General features: G+C 57.3%; 19 protein-coding genes, 1 tRNA gene and 1 other RNA gene. 10 read left to right on the top strand and 11 right to left on the bottom strand.

The genetic code is table 11. The features are described from left to right. The first annotated feature begins 94 nt into the window (after nt 1-94). From MHM37_RS01075 to MHM37_RS01045, 7 genes are all read left to right on the top strand, one after another. Complete coding sequence (locus MHM37_RS01075; RefSeq protein ID WP_239283533.1) at nt 95-904, top strand: enoyl-CoA hydratase-related protein; 810 nt, start codon at nt 95-97, stop codon at nt 902-904. Nucleotides 905-976: 72 nt separating this feature from the next. Further along, complete coding sequence (locus MHM37_RS01070; protein ID WP_239295687.1) at nt 977-3,157, top strand: acetate--CoA ligase; 2,181 nt, start codon at nt 977-979, stop codon at nt 3,155-3,157. After that, entirely contained in the window at nt 3,154-3,957 is an 804-nt protein-coding gene (locus tag MHM37_RS01065; RefSeq protein WP_239295688.1) for an enoyl-CoA hydratase-related protein, read from the top strand. The genes MHM37_RS01070 and MHM37_RS01065 overlap by 4 nt, the downstream gene beginning before the upstream one ends. Before the next feature lie 146 nt (nt 3,958-4,103). Then, the gene (locus MHM37_RS01060; protein ID WP_239295689.1) at nt 4,104-5,942 is read left to right on the top strand and encodes an SLC13 family permease; all 1,839 of its coding nucleotides are present in this window, start codon (nt 4,104-4,106) and stop codon (nt 5,940-5,942) included. Nucleotides 5,943-6,055: 113 nt separating this feature from the next. Continuing rightward, nucleotides 6,056-6,814 (top strand): DeoR/GlpR family transcriptional regulator, encoded by a 759-nt coding sequence (locus MHM37_RS01055; protein ID WP_139527350.1) that lies wholly within the window; start codon nt 6,056-6,058, stop codon nt 6,812-6,814. A 145-nt stretch (nt 6,815-6,959) separates the two neighbouring features. Then, nucleotides 6,960-8,444, top strand: coding sequence for a glycerol kinase GlpK (gene glpK, locus MHM37_RS01050; RefSeq protein WP_239295690.1), 1,485 nt, complete (start codon nt 6,960-6,962; stop codon nt 8,442-8,444). Between the two features lie 605 nt (nt 8,445-9,049). After that, complete coding sequence (locus MHM37_RS01045; protein ID WP_044628033.1) at nt 9,050-9,274, top strand: hypothetical protein; 225 nt, start codon at nt 9,050-9,052, stop codon at nt 9,272-9,274. A 102-nt stretch (nt 9,275-9,376) separates the two neighbouring features. Here MHM37_RS01045 and MHM37_RS01040 read toward each other — a convergent pair whose 3' ends face one another. From MHM37_RS01040 to betI, 11 genes are all read right to left on the bottom strand, one after another. Next, nucleotides 9,377-11,017, bottom strand: coding sequence for an FAD-dependent oxidoreductase (locus MHM37_RS01040; RefSeq protein ID WP_139527352.1), 1,641 nt, complete (start codon nt 11,015-11,017; stop codon nt 9,377-9,379). A 125-nt stretch (nt 11,018-11,142) separates the two neighbouring features. Further along, on the bottom strand, nt 11,143-12,882 hold the full coding sequence (locus tag MHM37_RS01035) for an ABC transporter substrate-binding protein (RefSeq protein WP_153843717.1): 1,740 nt from the start codon (nt 12,880-12,882) through the stop codon (nt 11,143-11,145). 82 nt (nt 12,883-12,964) lie between these two features. Beyond that, entirely contained in the window at nt 12,965-13,237 is a 273-nt protein-coding gene (locus MHM37_RS01030; RefSeq protein WP_044628030.1) for a DUF2160 domain-containing protein, read from the bottom strand. 11 nt (nt 13,238-13,248) lie between these two features. Beyond that, complete coding sequence (locus MHM37_RS01025) at nt 13,249-14,142, bottom strand: carbohydrate ABC transporter permease (RefSeq protein WP_239295691.1); 894 nt, start codon at nt 14,140-14,142, stop codon at nt 13,249-13,251. Between the two features lies 1 nt (nt 14,143). Then, the gene (locus tag MHM37_RS01020; RefSeq protein ID WP_044628028.1) at nt 14,144-15,031 is read right to left on the bottom strand and encodes a sugar ABC transporter permease; all 888 of its coding nucleotides are present in this window, start codon (nt 15,029-15,031) and stop codon (nt 14,144-14,146) included. After that, nucleotides 15,024-16,124, bottom strand: a complete 1,101-nt coding sequence (locus MHM37_RS01015) for an ABC transporter ATP-binding protein (RefSeq protein WP_239295692.1) — start codon at nt 16,122-16,124, stop codon at nt 15,024-15,026. Before MHM37_RS01015 ends, MHM37_RS01020 begins: the two co-directional genes overlap by 8 nt. Next, the gene (locus tag MHM37_RS01010) at nt 16,117-17,217 is read right to left on the bottom strand and encodes an ABC transporter ATP-binding protein (protein ID WP_239283518.1); all 1,101 of its coding nucleotides are present in this window, start codon (nt 17,215-17,217) and stop codon (nt 16,117-16,119) included. The genes MHM37_RS01015 and MHM37_RS01010 overlap by 8 nt, the downstream gene beginning before the upstream one ends. Before the next feature lie 393 nt (nt 17,218-17,610). Next, on the bottom strand, nt 17,611-20,097 hold the full coding sequence (locus MHM37_RS01005) for an acyl-CoA dehydrogenase (RefSeq protein WP_239295693.1): 2,487 nt from the start codon (nt 20,095-20,097) through the stop codon (nt 17,611-17,613). Nucleotides 20,098-20,304: 207 nt separating this feature from the next. Further along, the gene (gene betA, locus MHM37_RS01000) at nt 20,305-21,981 is read right to left on the bottom strand and encodes a choline dehydrogenase (protein ID WP_153843721.1); all 1,677 of its coding nucleotides are present in this window, start codon (nt 21,979-21,981) and stop codon (nt 20,305-20,307) included. 55 nt (nt 21,982-22,036) lie between these two features. Further along, the gene (gene betB, locus MHM37_RS00995) at nt 22,037-23,506 is read right to left on the bottom strand and encodes a betaine-aldehyde dehydrogenase (protein ID WP_239295694.1); all 1,470 of its coding nucleotides are present in this window, start codon (nt 23,504-23,506) and stop codon (nt 22,037-22,039) included. A gap of 10 nt (nt 23,507-23,516) precedes the next feature. After that, nucleotides 23,517-24,140 (bottom strand): transcriptional regulator BetI, encoded by a 624-nt coding sequence (gene betI / locus MHM37_RS00990; protein ID WP_194928586.1) that lies wholly within the window; start codon nt 24,138-24,140, stop codon nt 23,517-23,519. 194 nt (nt 24,141-24,334) lie between these two features. Here betI and MHM37_RS00985 point away from each other — a divergent pair, with 194 nt between their 5' ends. From MHM37_RS00985 to ffs, 3 genes are all read left to right on the top strand, one after another. Next, a complete protein-coding gene (locus MHM37_RS00985) occupies nt 24,335-25,267 on the top strand; it encodes a choline ABC transporter substrate-binding protein (protein ID WP_239295695.1) in 933 nt (310 codons plus the stop codon). A 91-nt stretch (nt 25,268-25,358) separates the two neighbouring features. Further along, nucleotides 25,359-25,435, top strand: a tRNA-Met gene (locus MHM37_RS00980). Between the two features lie 44 nt (nt 25,436-25,479). Then, nucleotides 25,480-25,576: signal recognition particle sRNA small type (ffs, locus tag MHM37_RS00975), an RNA gene on the top strand. Nucleotides 25,577-25,642: the final 66 nt, after the last annotated feature.

Below are 25,642 nucleotides of genomic sequence, written 5' to 3'. Positions count from 1 at the left end.
TCAAAAAACACATTCGTTTCTTTTTATTTTAAATAAAGAAACAAACGTTTCGTTAAGTTTTGACGACTGTTCCGAGGAGGTTAGAAAAAGCACCATGCCTGCTGACGCTACTGCGCTGCCCAATTATGAAACGCTGCTGGTGAGTTTAAATGCCCGCGTAATGACCGTACGACTGAATCGCCCGCAGCGCCTCAACGCCGTTGTTGAGGCGCTCTACCAAGAGCTGCTGGATGTGCTGCGAATAGCACAGCAGTCGCCTCAGGTCCGGGCGGTGGTGCTGACCGGTGAAGGGCGCGCGTTTTGTGTCGGTGCCGATATGAAGGCCCACGGCAGCGCTAAGCGCACGCTGTTTCAGCGCCGGGCCTATTTGCAGCTGGGTAACGACGTATGCGAGGCCATCACCCAGCTCGGTAAGCCGGTGGTGGCGGCAGTGAACGGTTATGCGCTGGGGGCAGGCGCGGAAATGGCCGTCGCCTGCGATTTTGTCGTCATGGCCGATGACGCGCAGATAGGCTTTCCAGAAACCAGTATCGGGACGTGCGTAGGTGGCGGCGTTTCCAAACTGCTTCCCCAACTGGTGGGGCTCACTCAGGCCCGCCGCCTGCTCTACTTAGGTGACAAACTTTATGGGCCTGAAGCCGCCGAGATGGGGCTAGCGCTGGCGAGCCATCCGCAAACGCAACTGATGGCCGAAGCCCAGCTGCTTGCCGAACGGCTGGCCAAGCAGGCGCCTGTGTCCATGGCGATGTTAAAGCCGCTGGTCAATCGCAGTACCCATACAAGCATGGAGAGCCAGCTACAGCAGGAGTTGGACGCGGTGTTTACCTGTTCCACGACCGATGATTGGCAAGAGGGGGTCGATGCCTTTGCCGAGCGGCGAGCGCCTAATTTTCAGGGCCAATGAGTGTGGGCTTAACCCTTAAAAACGAGTTCTGAATCAAGTCGTCGCGCACTTCTTTGTCAAACAGGTTTCGCCATGAACACTATCGAAGGTCATCTTCCAATCCGCAGCCCGCTGCATGACATCTTAGCCCCCACCAGCATTGCCATCGTTGGAGCCTCTGCGGACCCGACCAAGCGGGGCTATAAAGCCATGATCGGGCTGATCAACGGCGGCTACCGGGGAAACATCTACCCGATCAACCCAAAAGCCGATCATATTCTAGGTGTGAAGGCGTGGCCCTCTATTGCCAAGATGCCGGGCAGCCCCGAGCTTGCGCTGCTGTGTACGCCTGCCGCCACCGTGCCTGCGCTGATTGCCGAGTGTGGCCGCCGGGGGGTGAAAGGGGCGGTCATTCTGGCCAGCGGGTTTGGCGAAACCGGCGAAGAGGGGGCAGCGCTGGAGGCACAGATGATGGAGATCGCCCGTGCCCACGGCGTGCGTATCATCGGCCCAAACACTTCTGGCATGTTTAACCTGCACCACCAAATTAACTTGCTGGCGCTGGATAACGTCAAGCCGGGTGATATCGGCATTGTGTCTCAGTCCGGCAATATGCTGCTCTCTCTTGCGCTGGAAGCCCAGCATAACGGGCAAGTGGGGTTCAGCACCTACGCTGGTCCTGGCAACCAGAGCGATATCGGCTTTAACGATTACCTGCGCTATTTAGGGGAGGACGAGCACACTCGCGTGGCTACGCTCTACGTGGAGGGCTTCCGTGATGGGCAGCAGTTTCTGAAAGTGGCCCGTGACGTGACCGCCATGAAGCCGGTGGTGGTGTATAAATCCGGTGCCACCGAGCAGGGCCAAAAAGCCGCCAGCTCCCATACCGGTGCGTTGGCCGGTAGCTACCAAATGACCGTCGATTTGTTGCGCCAGGCAGGCGTTAGCGTGGTGCAGTACTCCGATGAAATCCTGCCCGTGGCGGAAGGATTGGGGCGGCTCCAAAAAGCCCCCGGTAAGCGCGTGGCGGTGATTTCTGACGGCGGTGGCCAAGCCACCATTGCCGCCGACCGGTTATCGGAAGCGGGACTGACACTGGCCGAGCTTTCTGACGCTACTCGCTCTGCACTGCGCGAGGTGTTACTGCCTCAGGCATCTACCCTTAACCCGGTGGACGTGGCAGGCTCCTCGGATGCTAACCCTTCGCTGCTTGCACGCTGCATCGAGCTGGTGATGGCGGATGAAGGCGTCGATAGCGTCTTTCTGGTGGGCATGTTCGGCGGGTACAGCCTGCGTTTTGCAGAATCACTGATGGGCGACGAAATGCGCGGCGCAGAGCGCATGGTAGAGCTTGCTCAAGCCTCTGAGAAACCCCTGGTGATTTACAGCCTTTATGCGCCGATCAAACCGCCTGCGTTGCGCCGTCTACACGAAGCCGGTTTGCCGGTGTATTCCTCGATTGAGCATGCGGTGCGCGTGCTTGCTGCCCTAGGTGAGCGAGGAGAGTACCTGGCCCGCCAACAGGCACAAGAGACGATAGCGCCCGCCGCGCCATCGGAAACAGGCAAGACCATGCTAAAAGCGGCCAAGGCGGAAGGGCGCGATTTATTGGAGTTTGAAGCAAAGGCGCTGCTGGCGGAGCACGGGATTACCGTACCTACCGAGTGGCTGGTACGCCAGGAGGAAGAGCTGGCCAAGATCGCCGAGCAAACCGCAAAAGCGCCGCTGGCGATGAAGGTGGTTTCAAAAGACATTCTGCATAAATCCGACGCGGGCGGGGTCAAGCTCAACTTAGTGGGTGACGCCGCACTGCGCGATGCCTTTCAGGCCATTCACTCAAACGCCCAGGCTTACGACCTGAACGCCCAGATAGAGGGCGTGCTGGTCACGCCCATGGCTGAGAAAGGCGTCGAGGTGATTATCGGCATGCTGCGCGACCCGATGTTTGGCCCGGTGCTGATGTTTGGCTTGGGCGGCATTTTCGTGGAGGTGCTAGAGGACGTTGCCTTCCGCTCGCTGCCGCTGACCCTGCGCGACGCACGCTCCATGGTCGATCAAATTAAAGCGCAAAAAGTGCTGGCGGGAGTGCGCGGGGCGGCTGGGGTCGATAAGCAGGCGCTGGTGTCACTGCTGATGCAGGTATCCCAATTGGTGGACGCCTACCCGGAGATTTGCGAACTAGACTTGAACCCGGTGATTGCCTATCCAAAAGGCCACTGTGCCGCTAACTATGCCATCGTCGATGCCCGAATCATTGTGGAGCGCCAACCATGAGCCAACCATTACCCGGATTAACCGATGCCACTCTCACTCTAGATAATCGTGTGGCGACACTTACCCTTAATCGCCACGACGTGCGTAATGCCTTAACGGGCACCGCACTCGTTGACGACATCGTCGCCACCGCCGCCTGGGTGAATGGCTGCCAGGAGGTATCGGTGCTGTTGATTACCGGAGCGGGCAGTGCGTTTTGTGCCGGTGGAAACGTAAAAGACATGGCCGAGCGCGGCGGCGATTTTGCGGGGGATGTGGCGGAAGTCGCCGAGCGCTACCGCACGGGCATTCAGCGGATGCCGCTGGCACTCCATAAGGTCGAAGTGCCCATCATTGCCGCCGTCAATGGTGCGGCCATCGGTGCCGGATTCGATTTGGCCAATCTGGCGGATATGCGTATTGCCTCTCGCAAGGCGAGCTTTGGGGAGACCTTTCTCAATCTGGGGATCATTCCCGGTGATGGCGGGGCATGGTTCATGCAGCGGCAGATTGGTTATCAGCGTGCCTTCGAACTGACGCTCTCTGGCCGAGTGATCAGTGCCGAGGAGGCGTTTGCTTACGGCATAGTGCTGGAGGTGGTCGAGCCCGAACAGCTTATGGAAACCGCGATGGCCCATGCCCAACGCATTGCGGCTCAGCCGCCCAAGGCGACACGTCTGACTAAACGGCTAATGAAAATGGCGCCGGATATGGAGCTGAGAGCCTTTCTGGATGTCTGTGCCGTTTTTCAAGGCATGTGTCATAACGAGCCGGAGCATCTTCGAGCCGTGGAGCGGCTGATGGCACGTATGAAACGCTAACCCGCGTCTTACCACTGGCAGTTCGTGGCGATATTGATTTGCCAGAGCTTGTACGTTCGTATAGTCATCGTCTAATGTGTCGCTCAGTACGCTGCACTTTCCTCGTCGGGAGAGCGGTGGGTATCACATAGGGAGATGGCGCTCTGATGACTCTGGAAAGTTTAGGACTGACCCCCAGCACGCTGGTGTTTATCGTGTTGGGACTCACGCTGGCAGCCTTCATCTGGGGGCGATTTCGTTACGATTTAGTGGCCCTGGCGGCGTTGCTAGGCTCGGTGATGCTGGGCCTTGTCCCTGCCGATGAAGCGTTTTCCGGTTTTGGCCATCCAGCGGTGATTACCGTGGCGGCCGTGTTGGTGTTAAGCCGTGGTTTCGAGCGCTCTGGCGTGGTGGATGTCATTGCCAATCAGGTGCTCAAAGTGGGTGAGCGCTTGATGCTACAGCTACTCGTGTTGGTGGGCACCGTGGTGGTGCTTTCTGGCGTGATGAATAACGTCGGCGCACTGGCGCTGTTGTTACCGGTGGCGATGCGCCTTGCCCGTGAACACAATACATCTCCCTCATTGCTGCTGATGCCGCTGGCATTTGGCTCTCTGTTGGGTGGTCTGACCACGCTGATTGGCACGCCACCCAATATCATTATTTCCGCCTACCGAGGCAATATCACTGGCGACAATTTTGGGATGTTCAGTTTCTCGCCCGTGGGAGTCGCGGTGGCACTGGTGGGGTTGATGTTTATCGTGACCGTGGGCTGGCGATTGACGCCCAAGCGCAATAGCCAAGCCGCTACGGACGATATGTTCGATACCGCCAACTACTTGGTCGAGCTGAAGGTGACCGAGGATTCCAAAGCCAACGGGCTTACCCTGCAGCAGCTGCGCGACGAACTGGAGGAAACCATTCCCGTCTTGGCGGTGGTACGTGAAGACAACCGTCGAGCAGGCTATCAGTTTCATGGCGTGCTTCGCGAGGGCGATATTCTGCTGTTGGAAGCGGGTCCCGACGAGCTGAAACTACTGGAAGATAAAGTGGGCTTGAGCGCGATTGCCGAGCCGGAAGAGCCTGAGGAGGGGCAGTCAAAGGGCGATGATGAAGGCAAAGACGATGAACGTCAGCCGGTCGATACCGAAGGGTTGCAGCTCATCGAAGCCGTCGTGCGCAACGATTCGATGATGATCAATCGCAGCGTGCGCCAGTTACGTCTCAACCATCAGTTTGGCCTGCACCTCGTGGCCGTAGCCCGTGACGGTGGCCGCTTGAAACAGCGCCTGCGCGACATTCGTTTTCAAACCGGCGACGTGCTGCTATTGCAGGGCAGCGAAAACGAAATCGCCGATAGTTTATCGACGCTGGGTTGTTTGCCGCTGGCCAACCGCGAGCTTCACCTGGGACAGCCGCGAAAATTGGCCGTTTCAGTGGGGATTTTCGCCCTGGCAATCGTGGCCATGCTGCTCGATTTGCTGCCTGCTGCCGTCGCCATGAGCAGCGCCGCACTGGTGTCTCTATTGATCGGCGTGCTGCCCTTGCGTGATGGCTACCAGGCCATCGACGGGCCGGTGATCGTGTTGCTGGCCGCCATGCTGCCGGTGGGTGAAGCGCTGGAGACCAGCGGCGGTGCAGATATCATCGCCGAGGCGCTGCTACGGTTTGGCGTGGAGTGGCCGATCGTCGTGTCCTTGGTGGGGCTATTTTTGCTCTCCATGCTGCTCTCCAACGTGGTCAACAACGCCGCGGCGGCGCTGCTCATGGCGCCCATTGCGTCCAGTCTTGCCAACGGCTTCGACGCCTCGCTCGATCCGTTTTTAATGGTGGTGGCCGTCAGCGCCTCCTGTGCGTTTTTAACGCCCATTGGGCACCAATCGAATACCTTGGTTCTCGGGCCAGGTGGTTACCGGTTTGGCGACTACTGGAAACTGGGACTGCCACTCTCGCTGGTGGTCATGGCCACTGCCATCCCAGCCATATTGTGGGTATGGCCCCTGTAGAAGATCAATGGAGCACTGGGCCCCGGCCTGTTCGTGGTTCGCGCTATTAGATTCCGAAAATTTTGCTAATCTATTACGCACATAGACCAATAAATATCGAACAGGCCGGGCTTATGAATCAACAGTATCGCCAGGATGCCATCGTCGAACTGGTTCGCCAGCACGGCTACATGAGTATCGAACAGCTCACCGAACACTTCGCGGTCACGCCACAAACCATTCGTCGAGACTTGAACACTCTGGCCAACGAAGGTCGCGTGCGCCGCGTACATGGTGGTGTCGGGGTCGAGTCAAGTACGGTCAATACGGCTTACAGCACCCGCAAAACGTTGCACCTCGAAGAGAAAGAGCGCATTGCCCGCTGCTTGGCACAGCATATACCCCATCATGCCTCCCTGTTCATCAATATCGGGACCAGCAATGAAATGATCGCCCAAGCGCTACTGGAGCACCAAGGTTTGGAGATCATTACCAACAACCTCAATGTGGCGGCGATTCTGCAACACAAAGAGGACTTCACGGTGATCATCGCGGGCGGTCAAGTGCGCTCCCGTGATGGCGGGATCATCGGCGAAGCCACCATCGACTTCATCAATCAGTTCAAAGTGGATTATGGAATCATCGGGATCAGTGGCATCGACGAAGATGGCTCGCTTCTGGAGTTTGACTACCAAGAGGTACGCGTTGCCCAGGCGATCATTGCCAATTCGCGAAGGGTGTATTTAGCCGCAGACTACTCGAAATTCCACCGAAACCCAGTGGTGCGCCAAGGTAACATTTCCCAACTGGATGCGCTGTTTACCGATCGTAAGCCCCCCGAGGCGATTCAGCGACTGCTCAACCAGCACGATGTGGCGCTGCACATTGCTTAGCGCCTGTCACGACAGTGCTCAGGCTTTGGCTAAGGTGGCAGAGTTTCATACTTGAGCATTCCAGGCGCCTAGAGTAGCCTCTGATGATAATAAAACGAAACAAAACAGACAAAATCGAAAGAACCTACAACAAAGTGAATGCGCTATGTCCTCCTTTATTCTCGCCATCGATCAAGGCACGACCAGCTCCCGCGCCATTCTTTTTGACCGCCAAGGCCAAATTGCGGCAGTTGCCCAACAAGAGTTTCCTCAACACTTCCCACAAGATGGGTGGATCGAACACGACCCGGAAGATATCTGGGAATCGGTGATCGCGACCTGCCGGGAAGTGCTCAGCAAAGCCCAGATAACCCCCGAGCAAGTGGATGGGGTCGGCATTACCAACCAGCGTGAGACCACGGTGGTGTGGGATCGCGACACAGGCAAGCCGCTGTACAACGCCATCGTTTGGCAAGATCGTCGCACCTCCGAGCGCTGTCAGGCGCTACGCGACGAGGGGCATACTGAGTTAGTACAGTCGAAAACTGGCCTATTGATCGACCCTTACTTTTCTGCCACCAAACTGGCCTGGATTCTCGATTGCGTCGAGGGCGCCCGCGAGCGTGCTGCCCGGGGCGAGCTGGCGTTCGGCACCGTCGATAGCTTTTTGATGTGGCGTTTGACCGATGGTAAACGTCACGTGACCGATGCCACCAATGCCTCGCGCACGGCGCTGTTCAACATTCATGACCAAACCTGGGACGAAGAACTGCTGGCGCTATTTGATGTACCCGCCAATATGCTCCCCGAGGTGAACGATTCCAGCGATGATTTTGGCACGGTCGAGGCCCACTGGCTGGGCGCGCCGCTGCCGATTGCAGGTGTCGCGGGTGATCAGCAGGCGGCGCTGGTGGGGCAGGCGTGTTTCAAACCTGGTATGGGTAAAAGCACCTACGGCACCGGCTGTTTCATGATCGTGAATACCGGGGAAACGGCCTCGGTATCGCGTAATCGCCTGCTGACCACCATTGGCTACCGTATCAACGGCAAACCTACTTACGCCATGGAGGGGAGTATTTTCGTAGCAGGCGCCACGGTGCAGTGGCTGCGAGATGGTCTGAATCTGTTTGCGGATGCCTCGGAAACCGAAGCACTGGCCCAGAAAACCCGCAGAGGGCACAGCGTTTACTTGGTGCCTGCGTTTACCGGCCTGGGCGCCCCGCACTGGGACCCTAAGGCCCGTGGCGCTATTTTTGGCCTGACGCGTGACACTGGCATCGCCGAAATCGTCGCGGCGGGGCTTCAGGCGGTGTGTTACCAAACCCGCGACCTGCAGCACTGCATGAACGATGATATGGAAGCGTCACCGGGCAACCTCCGTGTGGATGGCGGTATGGTGAAAAACAGCTGGGTCATGCAGTTTTTGGCCGATATGCTCAATGTCCAAGTTGACCGTCCGACCATTTTGGAAACGACGGCCCTGGGGGCGGCTTACTTGGCAGGGTTACGTCTTGGCTGGTACGACACGTTAGAGGAGATCGAGCAGCTCTGGCGTTGCGAGCGCAGCTTTACGCCCACCATGGAAGAGGCGACCCGTGAGAAGCTCTACCAGGGCTGGTTGGATGCGGTATCCCGGGTGCGCTCTACGTAAAGAACGTCGCCGCGAAGCGCCATAAAAGATGCCGCTGTCGCACAGCGGCGTTTTTTTATGGCGGTTTTTTAACGAAGCCATCGTCCTTGGTCGTATAGAGAAATCGTTATTTAGGAGTAAACTGCATCCGTTTTTAATGAGCAGGCGTTTTTCATCTTTTAAAGGCGCGTTAGTTCTTCTCCATTGATTTTTTCCTACCCTTTTAAAACAGTCGTTTAACTATCTTCTTGAAAGTCTACGTCATCGATAGCGCTTCTATGGGTGTTATGTAGTCAAACTACAACCCAGCCTGCTGCCAATGATGCATTGTGAGCATGGCAGCCGTGAACCATAGTGAAGTCATGGATCAGGGCGGTGTTTTGTTATCCCGATACGTCGCACTCATCCTTGCTACATACCGAGGCGCTGCCGTATTACCAGGGCGCTTAAGGCGAAGGTCTTGTAACGCTTGTGACCGTTTCGCAGTTACCGAACTGGGCACTTACCCGGCCCAGCATGAGTAGCAATGTCACCATTCGTCGTTAATTAAGATGGCTGCTCGATTATTCATTACGAAGTATCAAACAATAACGAGCAGCGGCTGACCATACCATGAGGGACTAACCATGAACTGCATCGAATTGAGCCAACAAGCCGACCGTATCGCTAGCTCTTTCAGCAAGCAAGATTTAGCCAAGCTAGTATTGGCGCTGAAGAGCAATCGTGAGTCGCTCCAACATGCCGTCGAAGTCATCGACACCATTGATAGTCGTTCGGGCTGTACGCTGGAAGAAGCATGGGATGAGGTATTAGCGGGCGATTCTCAACTTCTCGTCGAACACGAAGAGTGATGCCTTAACACACTGACTCACGATATTAATACCCCCTGCTATTGCGTTAGCAGGGGGATTTTTATGTGAGCAAGAGTGACGGTTTAGGATGATCGCTTCTGTTTAAGAGAGCGTTTCAACCGGCGGCCGAGATGTATCACGATTCTCTTTGAAGTAGGTGGTAAACCGTTCTTCTGCTTCTTCGCCAAAGAGGACCCGACAGGCCTCTTTGAGGCCTGGCGACTGGCGCAGCTGCTCATGGTGAACGACCAGCGACACCTTGGCGCGGCGGCGTAAGAAGTCTTCCAACTGCGTGATCATCTCATGGTCACGCGCGTGCTCGAGTTCGCAGCGGATGTACTCGGTGCCTTCGATCAAAATATCGGCTTCAGAAGGGTCTTGGCGAATTTTCTCAAGCATGGGAATCGCTTGTTCTGCATAACGTCGCCATAGTCTTGAGGAGAGCGGCTCTGAAGAGGTAGCCGCCGTCATGGCATCCAGGTTCATGCGCTTGGCTTGATCCATAAACTGCTGCTTCACCGGCTCGGGCGGCTCGCCATACCAGTGAAAGTTAGGATCGCTGAGCGCCACGCCAAGCGCTTTTACCTCTTCGGCAATTTCATCGCCCACGTTGAGGCAATCAGTGAGCTTGCCGCCAAAGATACTGATATGGGCACTCTCTGCATTGGTATCGATGACATGCTTGCGCGATAGCTGCAGGAAGTCGCGGTCGCTGCCCTGGTCGGCCTTGATGGCGAGAGGGCGTACCCCGCAGCGCGTCGATATGATGTCGGCTTGGGTGAGCGGTTTGTCGAGCGTCAGGCGCTTGTTGATGTTCTCCAAAACGAACGCGATATCGTCGGCGGTGACGTCGACCTCGGGGTGCTCCATATGGGTGTCGGTGGTGCCGACACAGGTGCGGTTGCCCATCGGAATGACGAAAAATAAGCGTCCATCATCGGCAAAGAACGCCAGCACCCGCTTGGTGTCGGTTAACTGCGGCACAATCAAGTGAATGCCTTTCGAGTAGAGGTGCTGGTGGGACGTTTTTTGCCCCGTCAGGGCATTGTGCTGGTCGACCCAGGGGCCAGCGGCGTTGATCAATACTTTGGAACGAATATTGAAGGTGCTGCCATCCATTACGTTGCGGGCTTTGGTCACCCACACGTCGCCTTCACGCTCAGCGCCCAGCGATTCGACATAGTTGGCAGCGACGGCACCGTAATTGAGCGCATGGCGCACGAAGTTGAACACGAAGCGAGCGTCGTTATCATGCAGGTAAGCATCCGAGTACTCGAACCCGCCAACGGCACCTTCAATGTCGATAATCGGCTCTTCTTGCTTGATCTTTTTGGGCGAGAGTAGGCGCGGTAGCTTGGTAAAGCCGTTGCCCATGAGCCAGTAAAGCCAAGTGCCCGCCCACAAATAGCGCGGAGAGTGGCGGAAACCTTGTGTAATCGTGGTGAGGAAACGAATTTCTTGAACGGTAGACGGGTAGCTTTTGATTAAGTGGTTGCGGCTTTTGCAGAGCTTACGTACCAGCGCAAAGTCTTTGCTTTCCATGTATTTGATGCCGCCCCAAACCAGGTTCGAGGAGTGCATGCTGGTACTGCCAGCAAAGTCGCCACGGTCGATTAGGGCTACTTTAGCACCTTTGCCCGCAAGAGCAGCGGCGGTTGCTGCACCATTGATGCCGCCACCGATAATCAGTGCGTCAAAGTCATCAGTGTGCAATTTCTCGACATTACGGTTACGCAGTTTCATAGCGGTTCCAATTAATTAAGAAAAAGCCCCGTGTCGGTTGCGGTCTCAACGAGTGGAGAGGGCAACAATGCCCGCCGCTGATGACACCACGGAAAAGGGGCGGGCTGGCGCCCGCCCTATAGGTCTTAGCGGGTGCCGGCCGCCATCCATGCTTCCATCATTTCATCGTAAGGAACGGTGGTGCCTTGCGGCATCTCGTTATCCAGCTTCGCTTTGGGTGCGCCTTCCTGGTCAAGCCAGTACTGCGGGTCGCGTTCTTCGTTCAGCACCGGGGCATAGCTGTCGAAGACGTTGGCCCGTGCCAAGCGGTTCATGGTGTTGTCCATGTCGGCGGCGAGCTTGTCGAGGCCTTCTTGGGGCGTGACTTCACCACTCATCACCGGTGCCAGGTTCTGCCACCACAGCGGTGCCATGCGTGGGTAGTCCGGTACGTTGGTGCCGGTAGGGGTCCAGTTAGACTCGTTGGGGCTGCGGTAGAACTCCACCAGGCCGCCCAGTCGGGGTGCCATTTCGGTCATCTGCTCGGAGAAGATGTCCGACTCGCGAATTGGCGTTAGGCCCGCCATCAGTTTTTCCAGCGAGGTGGTTTTCGCCACGGTGAACTGGGCAAACAGCCAAGCGGCCGTGCGGCGATCTTCAGGCGTAGAATCGAAGAAGGTCCAGGCACCTACGTCCTGATAACCCACCTTCATGCCCTCTTCCCAATAGGGGCCAGTGGGAGAGGGTGCCATGCGCCACAGCGGGTTGCCTTCGTCGTCGGTGACGGCAACAGACGGGTCGGTCATGTCGGCGGTGAAGGCGGTGTACCAGAAGATCTGCTGAGCGATATGGCCCTGGGCGGGCACGGGGCCAGCTTCACCAAAGGTCATGCCCTGGGCTTCGGGCGGTGCGAAATCACGCAGCCAATCCACGGCTTTCTGCATGGCGAAGACGGAAGCAGGTGAGTTGGTCGCACCACCCCGGCTTACGCTTGCGCCGACCGGCTGGCTCTCTTCATTCACACGAATACCCCAGTCATCCACCGGATTGCCGGACGGTACGCCGGGGCTACCCATGCCTGCCATGGAGAGCCAGGAGTCGTGGAAGCGCCAACCCAAAGAGGGGTCGCGGCGGCCGTAGTCCATGTGCCCGTAGACCTTAGTACCGTCGATCTCACCGACATGCTCGGTAAAGAATTCGGCGATATCTTCATAAGCGGTCCAGTTGGTGGGCACGCCTAAATCGTAGCCGTAAATGTCACGGAACTGCTCTTGCAAGTCTTCACGCTGGAACCAGTCATAACGGAACCAGTACAGGTTGGCGAACTGCTGGGTAGGGAGCTGATAGAGGCTGCCATCGGGGCCGGTGCCATACTGCAAACCGATGAAGTCGTCCAGGTCCAGCGTCGGCAGGGTATAGTCTGCCCACTCGTTCTCCATGGCTTCGCTAAGGTTGATGGTGGTGCCGTAGCGAATATGCGTGCCGATGGAGTCGGTGTCGTTGACGAAGCCGTCGTAGATGCTGTTGCCCGACTGCATCTGGTTCTGCATGGTGTCGACCACGTCACCTTCGCCGATGATGTTATGGGTCAGGTTGATGCCGGTCAGCTCGCTAAACGCGGGAGCGAGCACTTCGCTTTCATACACGTGCGTGGTCAGGCCTTCGGCTACGGTCTGAATATCCATGCCCCGGAACGGCTCGGCCGCTTTGGCAAACCAGAGTAGTTCTTCGATCTGCTCCTCGCGGCTGAGCGTCGAATCTTGGAAGTGCTCGTCTACCAGGCGCTCCGCTATGGCCCGCGCGTCGTGGTCATCTGCCATGAGACTTCCCGATGCGAGCATTAGGCTAGCGGCGAGGGTAGTGAGTTTGAACTTGTTATTACGCATGTTGACCTCGTTTTGTTGTGCTCTTCCTTGATGACGTGAGCGTCCTTGATACCGCCGTACATCCGCTGAGAAAGCCGTTGGCCTAGCCCCAGCGCATCAACACCAGCAGCCATACCGCTGATAGTGCCAGCGCTATCCAAATGGATAGCGTTGTGAAGCCAATCACCCCCAGGTGAATAAACGCGGCGGAGAGCAGGCCGATGAACAGCCGGTCGCCGCGGGTGGTGCTAATGGGTAGAAACCCCTTGCGTTCGACGGTGGGGGATAAGATCTCCCACAGCGTCATCCCTGCTAGCATCGCTGCAATGGATGAAAAGAAAATGGCAGTCGGTGTCGTCCATACCATCCAAGACATAACGGTGCTCCTTAGGTGCGGCCCAGGGCAAAGCCCTTGGCGATATGGTTGCGAACGAAGTACACCACCAAAATGCCCGGCACGATGGTCAGCACCCCGGCGGCGGCCAGTGTGCCCCAATCGATACCCGACGCGGTGGAGGTCCGTGTCATGATCATGCCAATCGGTTGGGCATCGGTCGCTGTTAGCGTGCGAGCCAGCAGCAGCTCGACCCACGAGAACATGAACAGGAAGAAGAGCGTCACACCGATACCGGAACGGATCATAGGGATGAAGATCTTGATGAAGAAGCGTGGAAAGCTATACCCATCGATATAGGCCGTCTCATCGATCTCTTTCGGCACGCTGCTCATGAAACCTTCCAAAATCCAGATGGCCAACGGAATGTTGAACAGGCAGTGGGCCAACGCCACGGCAATGTGGGTATCGAACAAGCCTACCGAGTAGTAGAGCTGGAAATAGGGCAGCAGGAACACCGCAGGCGGTGCCATCAGGTTGGTGAGCAGCCAGAAGAACAGGTGCTTGTCGCCGATGAAGCGGTAACGGCTGAACGCATAGGCGGCAGGTAGCGCCACACAGATGGTGATCAGCATGTTGAGCGCTACATACAACATCGAGTTCACATAACCCATGTACCAGCTTGAGTTAGTGAAAATGCCGATGTAGTTATCGAACGTCAGGTTTTGGGGCCATAGCGTCATGGAGCCCAAAATCTCGCTGTTGGTTTGCAGCGACATGTTGATAAGCCAGTAAATTGGCAAGATCATCAGAAACAGATAGAGCCCCAAGAGAAACCGCGCGCGAAAGCGACTGCGAGCGTTGCGCTTGCGCCGTTGGGCCGGGGTCGTGCGGCTAAATATGGTGTTGTACTTCTCGCCCTTCTGGGCGTTGTCTATGCGGTACATATCATGCTCCCCCGTGCGGGTTCTTATCTTTTTGCATGTGCATGATGGTGGTGTAGAAGACCCAGCTCACCAGCAAAATGACCAGGAAGTAGATGATCGAGAACGCGGCAGAGGGTCCTAGATCCTGCTGGCCGATGGCCATGGTGGCCAGCGACTGGCTCAGAAAGGTCGTGGAGCTACCCGGGCCGCCGCCGGTCAGTACGAAAGGTTCGGCGTAAATCATGAACGAGTGCATGAAACGCAGGAGCACCGCAATGACCAGCACGTTGGTGAGCTTGGGAAGCTGGATGTAGCGGAAGATGGCCCACTTGGAGGCGCGGTCGATACGCGCGGCTTGGTAGTAAGCCTCGGGAATCGAACGCAGGCCGCTGTAGCAGAGCATGGCCACCAGTGGGGTCCAGTGCCACACGTCCATCAAAATGATCGTCGCCCAGGCATCCCCCGCATTGCGGGTAATGTTGTAGTTGATGCCCAACTCCCGCAGGCCCCAGCCCATCAGGCCGATATCGCCACGGGTGAAGATCTGCCAAATGCTGCCCACCACGTTCCAAGGGATCAGAAGCGGCAGGGTAATCAAGATCAGTACGGCAGAGGCCTGCCAGCCGCGCTTAGGCATGATCAGCGCAATGCCAATGCCCAAAGGCACTTGGATGGCGAGAATGGTCAGGGAAAACAAAATCTGACGCACGAAGGCATCGCGCAGCGCCGAGTCGTTCAAGATGCTATGAAACCACTCGGTACCGGTGAAGAAGCGGGCATTAGGGCCGAGCACGTCCTGTACCGAGTAGTTGACCACGGTCATCAAAGGAATGATGGCGGAAAAGGCCACCAGCACCAGCATGGGAAGTACCAGTAGCCATGCGCGGTTATTGAGTACTTTGTTATTCATGGCCGATCTCCACTAGGTATTCATCGACATAAAGCGCGATGTGCTGATCGGAAAACGTGGCGTGGGCCGCGTCCCCGATCGGCGCATGCCCCTCGGGCAGCCTTGCCTTGAAAAACTGGCCATTGAGGGTAAAGCTCAGCAATGAATAGGTGCCCAAGTCCTGCAGGTTGACCACTTCAATAGGTACGCTGTCAGCCCCGGGGGTTTGGCTGACGGAAATGAACTCAGGGCGAATGCCGAGTTTGATATTGCTAGAGCTAGACGCCGCCACGCTGCGGCTAATGGCCTCGTTCACAGGTAGTGGCAGATCGCCAAACATCACATTGCCCGCTCGATGGGTAACGCTCATGAAGTTCATGCCTGGGCTGCCAATGAAGTAACCCACGAAGGTATGCGCCGGTTTTTCGAACAGCTCACGAGGCGTGCCGAACTGCACCACCTGGCCGTCGTACATCACTGCGATCTTGTCCGCGAAGGTAGAGGCTTCGAGCTGATCGTGGGTGACGTAGATCATGGTGATATTGAAGCGCTCATGGATCTCTTTGAGCTTGCGGCGCAGCTTCCACTTCAGCTGTGGATCGATCACCGTGAGCGGCTCATCGAACAAGATGGCGGAGACGTCGTCACGCACTAGGCCGCGGCCCATGGACACTTTCTGCTTCTCATCGGCGGTGAGGTTTTTGGCTTTCCGAGAGAGCAGCGGCGTAAGATCGAGTATGTCGGCAATTTCACGAACTTTCGGGTCGACCTTGTACTCGGGAGTGTTCATGTTGCGTAACGGAAAAGCCAGGTTGTCGTACACCGTCATGGTGTCGTAGATCACCGGGAACTGAAACACCTGGGCAATGTTGCGCTCCTCCGGTGGCAGCTCGTTCACGCGATGCCCGTCGAACAGTACGTCACCTTCTGAAGGCTCCAGCAGGCCCGAAATGATATTCAACAGCGTTGATTTACCGCAGCCCGACGGGCCTAGCAGGGCATAAGCGCCGCCCTGGTGCCACACGTGATCCATCTGACGAATCGCGTAGTCGCTATGGCTGCTAGGACTTTTGCTATAGCTGTGCGCCAAGCCTTTCAAAGTAATCTCAGCCATGAGCAACGCTCCCTTGAGCAGAAGAGGGGATGTGCACGGTGCTGCCCTGTTTATCGAAGGCGTAGAGCTGATGCGTTGGGAAGTACACGTTGATCGCATCGTTGACGTGAAACTCGTGAATTCCCGCTAAATGTAGCACCAGTGGGAAGCGCTCATGGCGCACGTGTAAGAACGTTTCAGAACCGCTTATCTCGGCGACGTCGACCCTGACTGGCAGCTCGAGATCGTCGACTGACTGGGGGTTGAGGGTGATATGAGAGGCGCGCACGCCAAAGTCGTAATCGCCAGGGGCTAGCATCTGCAGCGCTGGGTCGCAGGGAAAATGTAGCGACTGATCGAAGGTGATGTCCGTCGCGGTGAGTTTGCCGGGCACGATGTTGATCGGCGGCTCGGAGAACATCTCGGCGCTGTGGCGACCGTTGGGCTCGCGATAGACTTGCTCGGTGGGGCCGTACTGGAGCAGCCGTCCTTCGTGCAGCACGGCCGTATTGCCGCCGAGTGCCAGCGCTTCGTTGGGTTCGGTGGTCGCATAAACGGCAATGCAGTTACGGGCTTTGAACAGCTCACGCAGCTCGTCGCGGAGTTCTTCGCGCAGTTTGTAGTCCAGATTGACCAACGGCTCGTCGAACAAAATCAGATCGGCATCTTTGACAAGTGCCCGTCCCATGGCCGTCCGCTGCTGCTGTCCGCCGGAGAGCTCTTGCGGGTAGCGATCAAGGAGATGTTCGATATGCAGCATTTCGGCAATGCTGCCGACACGGCGATCGATTTCCTGCTGAGGCGTTTTGGCTAGTTTCAGCGGTGAAGCAATATTGTCGCGTACCGTCAGACTGGGGTAATTGATGAACTGTTGGTAGACCATCGACACGTTGCGTTTGCGAACCGACACGCCCGTGACGTCTTTGCCGTCCATGAAGATGCGCCCGCGGGTAGGTTGCTCCAAGCCTGCCATGAGACGCATGAGCGTGGTTTTGCCTGCTAAGGTCCGTCCCAGCAATACGTTGAAGGAACCGGGTTCCAGTTCGAGATCCACCCCACTGATGTGGGATTGACCCCCGACGACATGGTCGATGTGTTGCAAATGTAAGGACATGCCAATCTCGCTAGCGTCGTTGTTATTGATAGGTGGTATCGATATGGGTGGTATCGTCGATAGTTGCGCAGCGCGCTGATCGCGGGATGGGTGGTTGGTCATGTTTGTTGACCGTTTATTATCAGACAACCTACCCAGGCGATATTTTCATTAACGAAAGGCTAGTTGATCATTTTCGAACTTGCAACGCTTTTGATGGCCGTTTGTATTCGCTTTTAGGCGTAGAAAGAGCCCGAATGGTGCTTTTTTGACTCGTTGAATCGACAGCTGAGCGTTCGGCAATGGCTTTTGAGTGCTTTCATGTTCGTTTGCTTCGTTTTAGAACATGACGTCCGCGCAAAAAAAACCGGCCCCAAAAGGGCCGGTCGAGGGTCTCGCTAGATGAGGGTCGTGTTATTTGACGCTGGTTTCTGCCGATGGTGACGCCTTGGCCGATGTTGCGTTGTGGTCGATCAATGTCGACTTGTCGTTGGCAAAGGCGTCGTAAGCGAAGTCATCGACGGTCAGCATTTCCAGTACTTCGGCTTCGAACGTGCGCATGAAGGCAGCGTCCTCTTCGTTGATCAAGCCTTTCTCCAACGCGGCTTCCACACGTGCTTCGGGGTGCAGCGCGGTGTGTGGCAGTTCCCCTTTGGCGTAGGCTTTGTTAACCGTGCGGTAGATCGATTCGGCGCGGTCGTAATCACCCAGCAGAGCGTTATAGCGTGCAAGCGGATTGCTCACGGCACCGTCGTCTTTGTCCCAGGTGTTCGAAAGCAGCTTGCTGCGCAGCGCGCTATGAGTCGATACCCGCTGGGCAATATCCCGCGCCAGGTCGTCATGGGGTTTGTTCCAACGGCGGCCCGTCGGCATGACAACCACTTTTAGCGTCTTGCCAAGCGCACGGTTGGGAAGGTTGTCGAAAATCTCCACGAAGGCCTGTTCAGCGCGATTCAGCAGGAAGCGAAGGCTGTAATGCAGGAGGGCCTCTTCACCTTCGACTTTGTTACCGGTGTGCCACTGTTTGAGCACCATGGAAGCCAAGTAGAGGTTGGAAAGTACGTCGCCTAGGCGCGCCGAGAGCATTTCGCGCTTCTTCAGCTCAGAGCCGAGGCTGGCCATGGCGGCATCTGCACACAGGCCGAAGCCGGCAGAGAGGCGCGCGATATCCTGGGCGTAGCCAGCAGCGGGGCCGTTAAACGGTACGCTCGGCTTGCCGATGCCTAGTCCCAGGGTAAAGGCGCGGGCCGCGTTGCCAAAGATCAAGCCCGCATGCCCGAAGAAGGCTTTATCGAAGGCTTTGACGTCATTGGCGTCTTTCGCGGCCAGCTCTTCCAGCACGTAAGGGTGGCAGCGAATCGCTCCCTGACCAAAGATCATCAGGTTGCGGGTCATGATGTTGGCGCCTTCCACGGTGATCGCGACAGGGTTGGCGCTATAGCCAATACCCAGATAGTTGCGTGGGCCGAGGGTCACGGCCTTGCCGCCGTGAACATCCATCGCATCGCTGAGTAGTACGCGCTGGAATTCGGTCAGCTGGCTTTTCAGAATGGCCGAGGGTACCGCCGGTTTCTCGCCGTGATCGATCAGGTTAGCGGTTTGGTACACCGTGGCGGCGGAAATGTAAGCCAGCGACGCCATGCGCGCCAACGGCTCTTGAACGCCTTCCATTTCAGCAACCGGCACGTTGAACTGACGACGCACGCGGGTGAAGCCGCCGCTCCAGCCCAACGCGTAACGCGCGGTGCCGGTGGCGCCCGAGGGTAGCGTGATGCAGCGGCCAATCGACAGGCACTCCACCAGCATACGCCAGCCTTGGCCGATCATATCCGGGCCACCGATGATGGTGTCCAGCGGTACGAACACGTCTTTGCCCTTGATCGGGCCATTCATGAACGGGCTGCCAATAGGGTGGTGGCGACGACCGATGTCCATCCCTTGGGTGTCGCGGGGAATTAGCGCCAGGGTAATGCCCCGATCTTCTTCGTCGCCGAGCAGGTTGTCCGGGTCGAAGAGACGGAATGCTAGGCCAACCACGGTGGCGATGGGCGCCAGGGTGATCCAGCGCTTCTCGAAGTTCAGGCGCACGCCGACCACTTCCTCGCCATTAATGACCTGCTTACACACCACGCCGGTATCCGGCAGGGAGGTCGCATCGGAGCCTGCACGGGGGCCGGTGAGGCCAAAGCAGGGAATTTCACGACCATCGGCCAGGCGCGGCAGATAGTGGTCTTTCTGCGCTTGGGTGCCGTACTTCAGCAGCAGTTCGCCCGGGCCGAGAGAGTTTGGAACGCCCACGGTGACCATCAGCGTCTCGTTGGCGGAGAGCTTTTGCAGCACCATGGATTGCGCCTTGGCCGAAAAGCCCAGGCCGCCGTACTCCTTCGGAATGATCATGCCGAAGAAGCCCTCTTTCTTCAGGAAGTCCCACAGCTCTTGGGGCAGGTCGGCGCGCTCACGGGCAATATCCCAAGCGTTGCACATGCCGGCGGCTTTGGCGCACTGGTTGTCTAGAAACGCCTGCTCTTCATCACTCAAGCCGTCGTCTTTGAAGTCGAGCAGCGATTGCCATTGGGGTTTACCCGAGAAGAGTTCACCGTCCCAAGAGACGCTGCCCGCTTCCAAGGCGGTACGCTCGGTCGCCGATACTTTCGGGGCGACCTTTTTGAAAGTGGCAAAGATGCGCGGTGTCAACCATTGACGACGCAGCACAGGCAAGCCTGCAACGGCCACTGCCGCAGCGCCAATCAACAGCAGTGTGCCCACGACCGGGGCGCCGAGTACCAGGCCGACTAAGCCCAATACGCCTAATAGAGCAAGCGCAGGGGTGGCCCCTGCCTCGCGACGCATCACCACGAGCAAGCCGGCAGCGGCGAGCACGATGAGGAGTAAGGTGAGCATGGGTGTTCTCCGTGGGGTGGTTATCAATGAACGTATTTAAACGTATGTTTGAATATTCGCAGAGTCATGATGCTTAGTGCAAGCCTTTCACCGTTATACGTTCGCTTTATATCTTCAATGTAGCGCAGTTAGAACATAAAAAAACGCCATGGCGCGGAACCATGGCGTTTTGACGCAGCGGGTCGATAAGCCCGAACTCGTCTCAGACTACGATGCCTGTTTGGCAGGCGCGCCGTTGGCGACGTAGTAATCGACGCTGGCACGGGGCAGGGGCTCGCGACCGCGAATACGGTCGGCGATTTTTTCGGCCAGCATGATGGTGGGAGCATTCAGGTTGCCGGTTGGAATGACCGGAAATAGTGATGCATCCACCACGCGCAGTCCTTCGAGCCCATGTACACGGCCTTGGGCATCGGTCACCGCCATGTCACCTTCGCCCATGCGGCAGCTGCCGCAGGGGTGATAAGCAGTTTCGGCGTGCTGCTTGACGAAATTGTCGAGCTCTTCGTCGCTCTGCACGTCCGGGCCGGGGGCAATTTCCCGGCCTCGGTATCGGTCGAAGGCGGGCTGGGCGATGATCTCGCGAGTTAGGCGAATCGCGTCGCGGAACTCTTCCCAATCCTTCTCTTTGGCCATGTAGTTGAACAGAATGCTCGGTGCTGCATGGGGGTCTTTCGACGTAAGACGAATGCGTCCACGGCTCTCAGAGCGCATGGAGCCCACGTGGGCTTGGAAACCGTGTGCGTCGACGGCACTTTTACCGTTGTAGCTGATGGCAATGGGCAGGAAGTGGTACTGCAGGTTAGGCCACTCCTCGTCATCGCGGCTACGAATGAAGCCACAGGACTCGAACTGGTTGCTTGCGCCCACACCGGTGCCTTTGAACAGCCACTCTGCACCGATTTTTGGCTGGTTGTACCACTTCAGCGCCGGGTAGAGCGAAATGGGCTCTTTGCACTCGTACTGAATGTACATTTCCAGATGGTCTTGCAGGTTTTCGCCGACGCCGGGCAGTTCATGTACGACGTGAATGCCCAGCTCTTTCAGCCACTCAGGGTTACCCACGCCGGAGCGCTGGAGAATTTGCGGGGAGGCAATCGCACCACCGCACAGCAGCACTTCGCGACGCGCGCGAGCCTGCTTGGGCTGGCCTTTCTGCTCGTAGCGGACGCCGACGGCGCGCTTACCATCGAATTCGATCACATCGGTGACGGCGCGGGTTTCGATGGTCAGGTTACTGCGCTGTTTGGCCGTGTCCAGGTAGCCGCGAGCGGTGGAGGCGCGGCGGCCCTTCGGCGTTACGAAGCGGTCCATCGGGCCGAAGCCCTCTTGTTGGTAGCCGTTGACGTCCTCGGTTTCTGGATAACCGGCTTGCTTGCCCGCCTCGATAAAGGTGCGGTAAAGCGGATTGTTGCCCGCTTTGGGCGTGGTCACGCTGACGGGCCCGTCGCCGCCGTGGTAGTCGTTCGGGCCGATATCGCGGGTTTCGCTCTTTTTGAAGTAGGGCAGGCAGCTTAAATAATCCCACTCCTCCAAACCGGGCTGTTTGGCCCAGTGGTCGTAATCAAGCGCATTGCCGCGGATGTAGCACATACCGTTGATCAGCGAGGAGCCGCCTAGGCCTTTGCCACGCCCGCACTCCATACGGCGATTGTCCATATTAGGTTCAGGGTCGGTTTCGAACGCCCAGTTGTAACGCTTGCCCTGCAGCGGGTAAGCCAACGCTGCGGGCATTTGGGTGCGAAAATCGAAACGGTAGTCAGGGCCACCGGCTTCCAACAGCAGCACGCTGACATCGCTGTCTTCGGTCAGGCGCGTGGCCAGCACGTTACCTGCTGAACCGGCGCCGATGATAATGTAATCAAACTCAGTTGCTTGAGACATAGCGGTTCTCTCATCCAGAAGGGGGAGTTCGGTGTACGAAAGCTGGGCTCAGCTTTTAAAACACCGACTCGAACGGCCCCATCTCGATCTGCACGGACTTGGTTTGCGTGTAGTGATTGAGCGTTTCCACTCCGTTTTCACGGCCAATACCGGACTCTTTGTAGCCACCCACCGGCATTTCAGACGGAGATTCACCCCACGTATTGACCCAGCAGATGCCGGCTTCTAACTGGTGAATCACACGGTGCGCGCGGTTCAGGCTTTCGCTGAAGACGCCGGCGGCTAGGCCGTACTTGGTATCGTTGGCGCGACGGATGACTTCCTCTTCGTCGTCGAAGGCCAGTACTGACATTACCGGTCCAAAGATCTCCTCTTTGACGATACGCATCTCGTCGGTGCAGTCGGTGAATACCGTGGGGGCCGCCCAAGCGCCTTTGGCCCATTCGCCGCTGTTCCACGCGTCGCCCCCGGCCAGCACGCGTGCGCCTTGCTCTTTGCCCAGTGCGATATAGGAGAGCACTTTTTCCTGATGCTCGAAGCTGACAAGCGGACCGAAATTGACGCTTGGATCCATCGGGTCGCCCGCTTTGATACGCGCTACACGCTCGACCAACTTGGCTTCGAACGCCTCTTTGACGCTGCGCTCGACGAACACGCGGGTACCGTTGGTGCAGATTTGGCCGCTGGAGTAGAAGTTCGCCATCATGGCGGCATCGGCTGCGCGATCAAGATCCGCGTCGGCAAACACGATCAGCGGAGATTTACCGCCGAGTTCCATCGTCACGTCTTTTAGCGTGGAACCACCGGCAGCGGCCATGACCTTCTTACCCGTGCCGACTTCCCCCGTGAACGAGACTTTGGCAATGCCCTCGTGCTCGGTCAGCATGGCGCCGACGCGACCATCGCCCTGTACCACGTTGAACACGCCGTTCGGTAGGCCTGCTTCGGTGAAAATGTTGGCAAGCTTCATCGCCGTCAGCGGCGTTACTTCGCTGGGCTTGAAGACGATGGCGTTACCCGCTGCCAGCGCCGGAGCCGCTTTCCAGCAGGCGATTTGAATCGGGTAGTTCCAGGCACCAATGGCGCCGATCACACCTAGCGGTTCGCGGCGGGTATACACGAACGAGCTGTCGCGCAGAGGAATCTGGTGGCCCTCGATGGCGGGGGCAAGGCCTGCGTAGTACTCCAGGGCATCGGCACCGGTCACGATATCGACGCTGGCGGTTTCGCTGATGGGTTTACCGGTATTGCGGGTTTCCAGCTCGGCGAGCTCATCGTTGCGTTCGCGCAGAAGTGCCACGGCGCGTAGCAGGATGCGCGAGCGCTCCATGCCGGTCATGGCGGCCCACTCGCGCTGGCCACGCTGTGCGGCCTGAACGGCGCTATCGACATCGGCTTGGCTTGCTTGACCAATGGTGGCCAGCAGGCTGCCATCATAAGGATTGGTCACGGTAAACGTCTCGCCGGAGGTGGCATCAACCGGGCGACCATCGATGTAGAGGGGCTGTACGTCTTGAGCGGCCATGTCGATCTCCTTAATAAAGTTCGGCAGTGGATGCATCTTGAAAGCATCCGTAATGTGTCAGTAACTGGTCGAGATAGGTGTGCGCAAGATGCCGTGCCTCGTCGGCATTCAAGCCTTCGGGCGTCAGTGCACCGCGCAGCCACAAGCCATCGATCATGGCGGCCAAGCCACGGGCGGCGTTGCGGGCATCGGCTCGGGGCATGACGCGATGAAACTGGTGGCAAAGATTGGTGTATAGGCGGCGGTCGTTGACGTACTGAAGACGTTGCAACACTGGCTTGTGCATGCTGCTTGCCCAGAAGGCAAGCCACGTCTTCGCGGCAGGCCCGGTGACCTGAGTCCTGTCGAAGTTACCCTCGATAATGGCACCAATATGGGCGCGGGGAGAGTCATCTTCTAGTGCACGGCGTCGCGCCGCAACGGCATCGCTGAGATCGGTCAAAATTTGCCGCATCGTGGCTTCCAGCAAGCCATCCTTGCCGCCGAAGTAGTGGCTAATGATGCCAGCGGAAACCCCCGCATGACGGGCGATACGCATGACCGTCGCCTCGGCAAGACCCATTTCGTCAATGGCCGCCATCGTTGCCTTGATTAACTGCTGGCGGCGTATTGGTTCCATTCCCACCTTTGGCACAGCTATCTCCTAATGACGTTGAATGCCCATTGGCTCCTCACCTTGAAATGAAGGAGTAGGCATGATTACCTAACCATGATGGCATTTTTTTATTGAACGTTCAATCAATAAAAGTGTGTCGAATAGTTTCTCGCCTCTGCATTGCTCGCCGTAGAGGGCGTTTCAACATAACGGATAACGAGGAAAGACGACGGATGAAACAGTTAACCAAACGCCACTTGAGTGCTCTGTTCGTGACCGCCTGCCTGCCGATGACGGCTGCTGCCAATGAGTGTAGTAGCGTTCGTTTTGCCGAGGTGGGCTGGACCGATATCACCGCCACGACGGCCTTGGCCAGCGAAGTATTGGAAGCGCTAGGCTATGAACCCCGTGTCGATACAGTCTCGGTGCCCATTGCCTACGCCGGCATGCGTAATGACGATTTCGACGTCTTCTTGGGTAACTGGATGCCTTCCATGGCCTCCATCAGCGACCCCTACATCGAGCGTGGCGAGGTCGAACGTCTAACGGCCAACCTCGAAGGGGCCAAATATACGCTGGCAGTGCCGCAATACGTATACGACGCGGGCGTGACGTCGGTGAATGATCTAGCCGAGCATGCCGATCGGTTCGAGCAGCGCATTCACGGCATCGAAGCGGGCAATGACGGCAATGAACTCATTCAGCAAATGATCGATGATGATGCCTATGGGCTAGGTGATTGGCAGGTGATCGACTCCAGCGAGGCGGGCATGCTGGCCGAGCTGAGTGCGCGGGTTCCCAATGAGAAGTGGATGGTGTTCCTGGGTTGGGAGCCGCACCCCATGAACACCAATTACCAGATGGCGTACCTGTCTGACGCAGACGACTACTTTGGCCCCAATCTCGGTGGCGCGACGGTCTATACCAATACCCGCGCTGGTTTCGTCGAGTCTTGCCCGAACATCGGTGAGTTGCTGCGCAACATGACGTTCACGCTAGAGATGGAAAACCAATTGATGAGCGCCATCATGGACGAGGGGGTCGAACCTCGTGAAGCGGCGCGTGACTATCTGAGTACACATCCCGATGTATTGGAGGCGTGGTTGGAAGGCGTGACGACGCGTGATGGCGGCGACGCACTACCTGCCGTACAGTCGGCGTTGTAAGCGCGTGCGTTGCGCGCATGAAAAGGCAGGCCATTTCGGCTTGCCTTTTGCCGCTAATATAGGCATACTCTGCACCCGCTGACGTCGTAAAGGCTACGTAGCTCAGTTGGTTAGAGCACATCACTCATAATGATGGGGTCCCCTGTTCGAATCAGGGCGTAGCCACCAATCAGTGTCAGTATGCATTCAAACGCATACGATTATGGTGGCCCCTTAGGTCCTCCCGCAACGCTAAACTGCGAACCCCGCCAGGCCCGGAAGGGAGCAACGGTAGTGGTGGCTGCGTGTGCCGGGATGTGGCTTTTGGGGCCGCCTCCATTTCTGAGTTCTACTTTCCAGACAATTACCCTTCGTCCTAATTCTTTACCGCCTGTT

The organism is Halomonas sp. MMH1-48, from assembly GCF_022348105.1.
GTDB classification, from domain to species: Bacteria; Pseudomonadota; Gammaproteobacteria; order Pseudomonadales; family Halomonadaceae; genus Vreelandella; species Vreelandella piezotolerans.
Note: the sequence above shows the minus strand (reverse complement) of the source record. Positions and strands in the feature narration are given on the sequence as shown.

Coding starts and splice junctions, on each gene's coding strand:
- MHM37_RS01075 (WP_239283533.1), top strand. CDS start 95: ATGCCTGCTGACGCTACTGCGCTGCCCAATTATGAAACGCTGCTGGTG.
- MHM37_RS01070 (WP_239295687.1), top strand. CDS start 977: ATGAACACTATCGAAGGTCATCTTCCAATCCGCAGCCCGCTGCATGAC.
- MHM37_RS01065 (WP_239295688.1), top strand. CDS start 3,154: ATGAGCCAACCATTACCCGGATTAACCGATGCCACTCTCACTCTAGAT.
- MHM37_RS01060 (WP_239295689.1), top strand. CDS start 4,104: ATGACTCTGGAAAGTTTAGGACTGACCCCCAGCACGCTGGTGTTTATC.
- MHM37_RS01055 (WP_139527350.1), top strand. CDS start 6,056: ATGAATCAACAGTATCGCCAGGATGCCATCGTCGAACTGGTTCGCCAG.
- glpK (WP_239295690.1), top strand. CDS start 6,960: ATGTCCTCCTTTATTCTCGCCATCGATCAAGGCACGACCAGCTCCCGC.
- MHM37_RS01045 (WP_044628033.1), top strand. CDS start 9,050: ATGAACTGCATCGAATTGAGCCAACAAGCCGACCGTATCGCTAGCTCT.
- MHM37_RS01040 (WP_139527352.1), bottom strand. CDS start 11,017: ATGAAACTGCGTAACCGTAATGTCGAGAAATTGCACACTGATGACTTT.
- MHM37_RS01035 (WP_153843717.1), bottom strand. CDS start 12,882: ATGCGTAATAACAAGTTCAAACTCACTACCCTCGCCGCTAGCCTAATG.
- MHM37_RS01030 (WP_044628030.1), bottom strand. CDS start 13,237: ATGTCTTGGATGGTATGGACGACACCGACTGCCATTTTCTTTTCATCC.
- MHM37_RS01025 (WP_239295691.1), bottom strand. CDS start 14,142: ATGTACCGCATAGACAACGCCCAGAAGGGCGAGAAGTACAACACCATA.
- MHM37_RS01020 (WP_044628028.1), bottom strand. CDS start 15,031: ATGAATAACAAAGTACTCAATAACCGCGCATGGCTACTGGTACTTCCC.
- MHM37_RS01015 (WP_239295692.1), bottom strand. CDS start 16,124: ATGGCTGAGATTACTTTGAAAGGCTTGGCGCACAGCTATAGCAAAAGT.
- MHM37_RS01010 (WP_239283518.1), bottom strand. CDS start 17,217: ATGTCCTTACATTTGCAACACATCGACCATGTCGTCGGGGGTCAATCC.
- MHM37_RS01005 (WP_239295693.1), bottom strand. CDS start 20,097: ATGCTCACCTTACTCCTCATCGTGCTCGCCGCTGCCGGCTTGCTCGTG.
- betA (WP_153843721.1), bottom strand. CDS start 21,981: ATGTCTCAAGCAACTGAGTTTGATTACATTATCATCGGCGCCGGTTCA.
- betB (WP_239295694.1), bottom strand. CDS start 23,506: ATGGCCGCTCAAGACGTACAGCCCCTCTACATCGATGGTCGCCCGGTT.
- MHM37_RS00985 (WP_239295695.1), top strand. CDS start 24,335: ATGAAACAGTTAACCAAACGCCACTTGAGTGCTCTGTTCGTGACCGCC.